Here is a 4,646-nt window from a genome sequence, read left to right on the forward strand (position 1 = left end):
CACCGGCGCCGCGCCGCGCCCGGGCACCCCGCTGCTGACCCGACGTCAGGCGGTGGCGGTGGCGCCCCGGGGACGGTGCGGGAGGGGCGTCGCCGCCGTACCGGCCCTCGGCGGACCGGTACGGGAGGGGCCCAGGGTCCGTACCGCCGGCCGCGCGGGTGCCCCGCCCGCGCGGCCGGCGGACCGGCCCGGGTGCGCTCAACGAGCCCGGCGGGCGGCCCAGACGCTGCGTTCGGTGCGCACGGCGAGGTCGTCGCGGCGCGCGATGCAGTGGGGGCTCTCCACGTCGAGCAGCCGGTCGAGTGCGGCGAGGTCCTCGGCGGGGAGCAGGTCGCCGACCGTGCCGCGCATCCGGCGCAGGCCCTCCAGGGCGTAGCGCCCGACGGCCGGCGCCCGGGAGCCGTCGAGGTGGACGGCGACGGTGCGTTCGCCCTCGACCTCGAAGCCGGCCGCGGCCAGTTTCGGCCCCCAGTCCGCGCCGCGGTGCGGTACGTGGTGCGCGTGGTGGCGGTCGCTCGCGGCGTGGGCGCGCTCCTCCACTCCGGGCCGGTCCTCGGGGGCGCCGGCGGGCAGGAAGCGCGGGAAGCCGGAGAGCTCCACGACGGCGAACAGGCCGCCGGGGACGAGCAGGTCGCGGACGGCGCGCAGGGCACGGTCGGGGTCGGCCATGTGGTGCATCGACGCCGAGGCCCAGACCAGGTCGGGCGCCTCCAGCTCCGGCCAGGCGCCGTCGAGGTCGGCGAGGACGGTACGCACCCGGCCCGCCACCCCGGCCGCGTCCGCCTTCTCCCGCAGCCGGCCCAGGTGGGCGGGCGAGGAGTCCACCGCGGTCACCCGGGCCCCCGGGTAGCGGTCGAGCAGGGCGAAGGTGCCCGCTCCCGTCCCGCAGCCCAGGTCCAGCACGTGCCGGGGGCTGCCGTCGAGCGGAAGCCATCCGGTGATCTCGGCGAGGTGTCCGGCCAGCACCTCCGCGTCGAGGTCGAGGATCCCGGCGTCGGAGGCGGCCTCCGCGTCGGCGTGCGCGTGAGCCTCGTGCGTGCCGGGGTCCTTCGCGTGAAGGGAGTCGTTCCCGCCCGGATGCGGGGCGTGCTCGTGGTCGGCGGCGGGCGCGTGCCCGGGGCGGGCGCCGTCGTGGCCGCGGTGCGGGGTGGTGTCGGTCATGACGCCAGGCTAGGCGGGCCTTGCGCGTGCGGCACGGCCACTCCCGGAATACGCAAGACGATGCCCCGATGGGCTGCCGAAGCGGCAAGGAAGGGGCACGGCGGCCGCCCTGTGCGCGCTGCACGGGCAGCGCCGCCGCGCCCGTCCGCGTCACCGGGCGGCGCCCTCCGCCTCCTCGCCGCGCTGGTGCCCGCGGCGGGCGTCCCGGTCGAAGATGCCCAGCACCTCGCAGGGCCCGCCCTCCGCGCCGATGGCGTGCGGCAGCATCGTGGGGAACTCGGCGGCCTGGTGCGTCTCGACACGGAAGCGGCGGTTGCCGAGCAGCAGGACGGCCGTGCCGGACAGGACGACGAACCATTCGCGGCCGGGGTGCGCGCGCAGCCCCGAGGCGCTCTCGGGCGGCGGCCCGGTCATGCGCCGCCGTACGACGCTCACCCCGGGATCCGCCCGCACGGGCCAGCGCATCTGCCCGCGGGAGGCGTCGATCGCGGGGCTGATGACGACGTCGTCGGCCGCGGTCTCGACGAGCTGGTCGAGGGTCGTGTCCAGGGCGCGCGCGAGCGTGACCAGGCCGTCCAGGGTGAGTCGGCGCTGCCCGTTCTCGATGCGGCTGAGGGTCGACTGGCTCAGCCGGGCCCGGCCGGCCAGCTCCTCCAGGGACCATCCCTGCGCGAGGCGCAGGGCGCGGATCCGCTTGCGCACCAGGCTGTCCAGCTCGCTGTCGCTTTCCGCCATGCGCAACAGCCTATGCCGTCGGCGCAACGCGGGTGGTCGCACCGGGGGGCGCCGTGCCCGCGCGGGCCCTCCCCCGGGCGCCTTCCTTCGCCCCCGTGCCGGGGCGGCCGCCGGCGGCTTCCAGCCGCATTCGTCGGGACGGGCCGTGCTGGACGCGCGTCCGGTGGGTACTCAGTCTCGTGCCGCCGGTCCGCCCGCGCCGGCGCGGCGACGGGGGGTGCGGGCAGCCCGTCACCCGAGAGGCCGGTCATGACGGATTCCCACGACATCGCGTCCATGCTCACCGGGCTGCTGCGCGAGAGCCACGGGGTGAACTTCGACGCCCTGCCGGCTCTCCTGGCCCGGCACGCGGCCGCGGCCGGTCTCGGCAGGGTCCGCATCCTGCTCGCCGACCTCCAGGAGGACGTCCTGCGCGAGGTCACGGGCCGCGGTCTGGACGCCGGGGCCGGCGGCGTGGAGATGCGGATCGAGGGGACGCTGGCGGGCCGCGCCTACCAGGGCGTGCGCGCCGTGGCGTCCCCGGACGGCAGGCAGCACTGGCTGCCCATACTGGACGGGACCGAGCGACTGGGCGTGCTGGGCTTCGAAGCGGATCCCTCCCCCCGGCCGCCGTCGCAGGACGAGCCGCCCGGGAACGAGGGCCCCGGCCGCCCGCCGCCGTCCCAGGACGAGCACTCGCCCGGCGGGCGGCCACCGGACGAGCGGACGCCGGAGGAGCGGACACCGGAGGAGCGGACACCGGACGAGCGGACGCCGGACGACGGCACCGCGCACGAGCACACCACGGACGCCTGCACGGACGACGCCATGCGCTCGCTCGCGTCCGCCGCGGGCCTCATGGTCGCGTCCAAGCGCTCCAACAGCGACTCCCACGCCCGGCTGACGCGCGTACGGCTGATGAACGTCGTCGCGGAGATGCAGTGGCGGCTCATGCCGCCGCGCTTCTTCGCGGACGACCGGGTCCGGATCAGCGCGGCGCTGGAGCCCGCCTACCGGATCGCCGGGGACGCGTTCGACTACGCACTCGCCGACGGCGTCGCCCACCTGTCGCTGTTCGACGCCATGGGCCACGACACGTCCGCCGGCCTCACGGCCAGCCTCGCCATGGCCGCGTCGCGCAACAGCAGGCGCCAGGCGGGCGCCCTCACGGAGGTCAGCCACACCGTGGACGAGGTACTGGGCAAGGAGTTCCACCACGACCGCTACGCCACCGGCGTCCTCGCCGACCTCGACCTGCGCACCGGGCAGTTGACCTGGATCAACCGCGGCCACCTGCCGCCCGTGGTCATCCGCGGCGGCCGGTGGACCGCCGTGCTCGAATGCCCGCCGTCGCACCCCATGGGCACCGGCCTCGGCCTCCCCGTCACCGTCTGCCACGAGCAGCTGGAACCCGGGGACCGGCTCGTCATGTACACGGATGGCATCACGGAGGCCCGGGACAGTGAGGGACGCGAGTTCGGGCAGGGCCAGTTCCTCGACTACCTGGTCCGCCATCACGCCGACGACCTGCCCGTGGCCGAGACGCTGCGCCGCCTCATCCACGCGGTCCTCCGGCACCACGAGGGCAGGCTGGACGACGACGCCACGGTGTTGATCTGCGAGTGGCACGGCCCCTCCCGGGCCGGAGCCGAGCGCTGACCGGCCCGGCACGGGGACCGACCGGCCGGCGACGGCGCGGGGCCGGACCCGTCCGCGGGGGCGCCGGCCCGAGGGGTACGCGCCGGCGCCGGCCCGGCCGAGGCGGCCGCGTCGGCGCCCACCGCACGGTTGCCGAGGGTGGGTCAGACCGCCCCGGGCGAGGGCCGCCTGACGCACCCGCCGGGCGGCGGGCACCGGGCCGGGTTGGTGCCGGTCCCGGCATGGGGCAGAATGGACCAGCAGGTCTGGAAGCGGCCTCACCCTTTGGTGACCCGTTGTCCAGAAAGAGCGTCCATGCTGTATACGCGGTGGCGTCCGCGCCCGGAGTTGCTCCTCGTCCGGCTCGACGGAGCGGCGGAGTCCCCCGCGTCCCGCACCGGTCCGCGCGAGGTCGCGTCCCTCTTGGACGACGACGCGCTGCGCCTCGTGATCGTCTGCGTTCCCCGCCTTCCGACGGCTGCCGCCGTGCGCTTCCTGCTGAGGCTCCGGCGGGCGAGCCGCGCGCGGGGCATCGGCTTCCGGCTGGTCCCGCTCAGGCGCGCGGGCGGGCCGGCGTGCCGGAACGCGGACGGCCTCCAGGACCCCGGGTGGCCGGGGGACGCGGACGGCGAACCCGGGCCGGGCGCCCCCGAGGACGCGGACGAACCGGGTTCCGCCCCTGTCCGGCCCCCCGCCCCGCCCCGGGCCCCCGTGCGCGGGGCCGCGCCCGCCGCCGGGTCGGCGGACCCCGCCGCCGCGGCCGGACCCGGAGCCGGTGAGGACCCGCGGGACGTGCTCGCCAGGTCCATGGACCTCCAGCGCGGACGGGGCATGGTCGCGGCCCTGTACTCCTGCTCCCCCGCCGAGGCCGACGCCGTCCTGACGCGCGCCGCCCTGGCCACGGGGCTGGACGCCGCCGAGGCGGGCCGCCTCCTCGTCCTGAGCTGGGGCCCGGGCGGCCCGGCGCTCACCGGAGGCCTGCGCCGGGCCCTCGACGAGGCGGCCGACTCCGTCGTCACGGGCAGGGGGCGAGCATGACCTCTCCGCACCCGTTCCCGCGCCCGGCAGGGCCTTCGGCCCCCGCCTGCCCCCACCCGTCGCCCCGTGCCGACCGGACTCGCCCGCGGGCCGGT

General features: G+C 77.5%; 4 protein-coding genes. 2 read left to right on the forward strand and 2 right to left on the reverse strand.

Annotated features, from left to right (window positions below):
• Window positions 1-198 precede the first annotated feature (198 nt).
• The gene (locus tag L1885_RS23930) at window positions 199-1,161 is read right to left on the reverse strand and encodes a class I SAM-dependent methyltransferase (protein ID WP_235799239.1); all 963 of its coding nucleotides are present in this window, start codon (window positions 1,159-1,161) and stop codon (window positions 199-201) included.
• A 150-nt stretch (window positions 1,162-1,311) separates the two neighbouring features.
• Window positions 1,312-1,896 (reverse strand): helix-turn-helix transcriptional regulator, encoded by a 585-nt coding sequence (locus L1885_RS23935; protein WP_235799240.1) that lies wholly within the window; start codon window positions 1,894-1,896, stop codon window positions 1,312-1,314.
• Window positions 1,897-2,145: 249 nt separating this feature from the next.
• On the opposite strand from L1885_RS23935, the gene L1885_RS23940 reads away from it, so the two are divergent.
• A complete protein-coding gene (locus L1885_RS23940; protein WP_235799241.1) occupies window positions 2,146-3,534 on the forward strand; it encodes a PP2C family protein-serine/threonine phosphatase in 1,389 nt (462 codons plus the stop codon).
• A 294-nt stretch (window positions 3,535-3,828) separates the two neighbouring features.
• On the forward strand, window positions 3,829-4,551 hold the full coding sequence (locus L1885_RS23945) for a hypothetical protein (protein ID WP_235799242.1): 723 nt from the start codon (window positions 3,829-3,831) through the stop codon (window positions 4,549-4,551).
• The last annotated feature ends 95 nt before the right edge of the window (window positions 4,552-4,646 follow it).

This window comes from Streptomyces fuscigenes (genome assembly GCF_021556455.1).
Taxonomy (GTDB): Bacteria; Actinomycetota; Actinomycetes; order Streptomycetales; family Streptomycetaceae; genus Streptomyces; species Streptomyces fuscigenes.

Excerpts from the sequence above, each read along its gene's own strand:
- L1885_RS23940 (WP_235799241.1), top strand. The coding sequence starts at position 2,146 with ATGACGGATTCCCACGACATCGCGTCCATGCTCACCGGGCTGCTGCGC.
- L1885_RS23945 (WP_235799242.1), top strand. The coding sequence starts at position 3,829 with ATGCTGTATACGCGGTGGCGTCCGCGCCCGGAGTTGCTCCTCGTCCGG.
- L1885_RS23935 (WP_235799240.1), bottom strand. The coding sequence starts at position 1,896 with ATGGCGGAAAGCGACAGCGAGCTGGACAGCCTGGTGCGCAAGCGGATC.
- L1885_RS23930 (WP_235799239.1), bottom strand. The coding sequence starts at position 1,161 with ATGACCGACACCACCCCGCACCGCGGCCACGACGGCGCCCGCCCCGGG.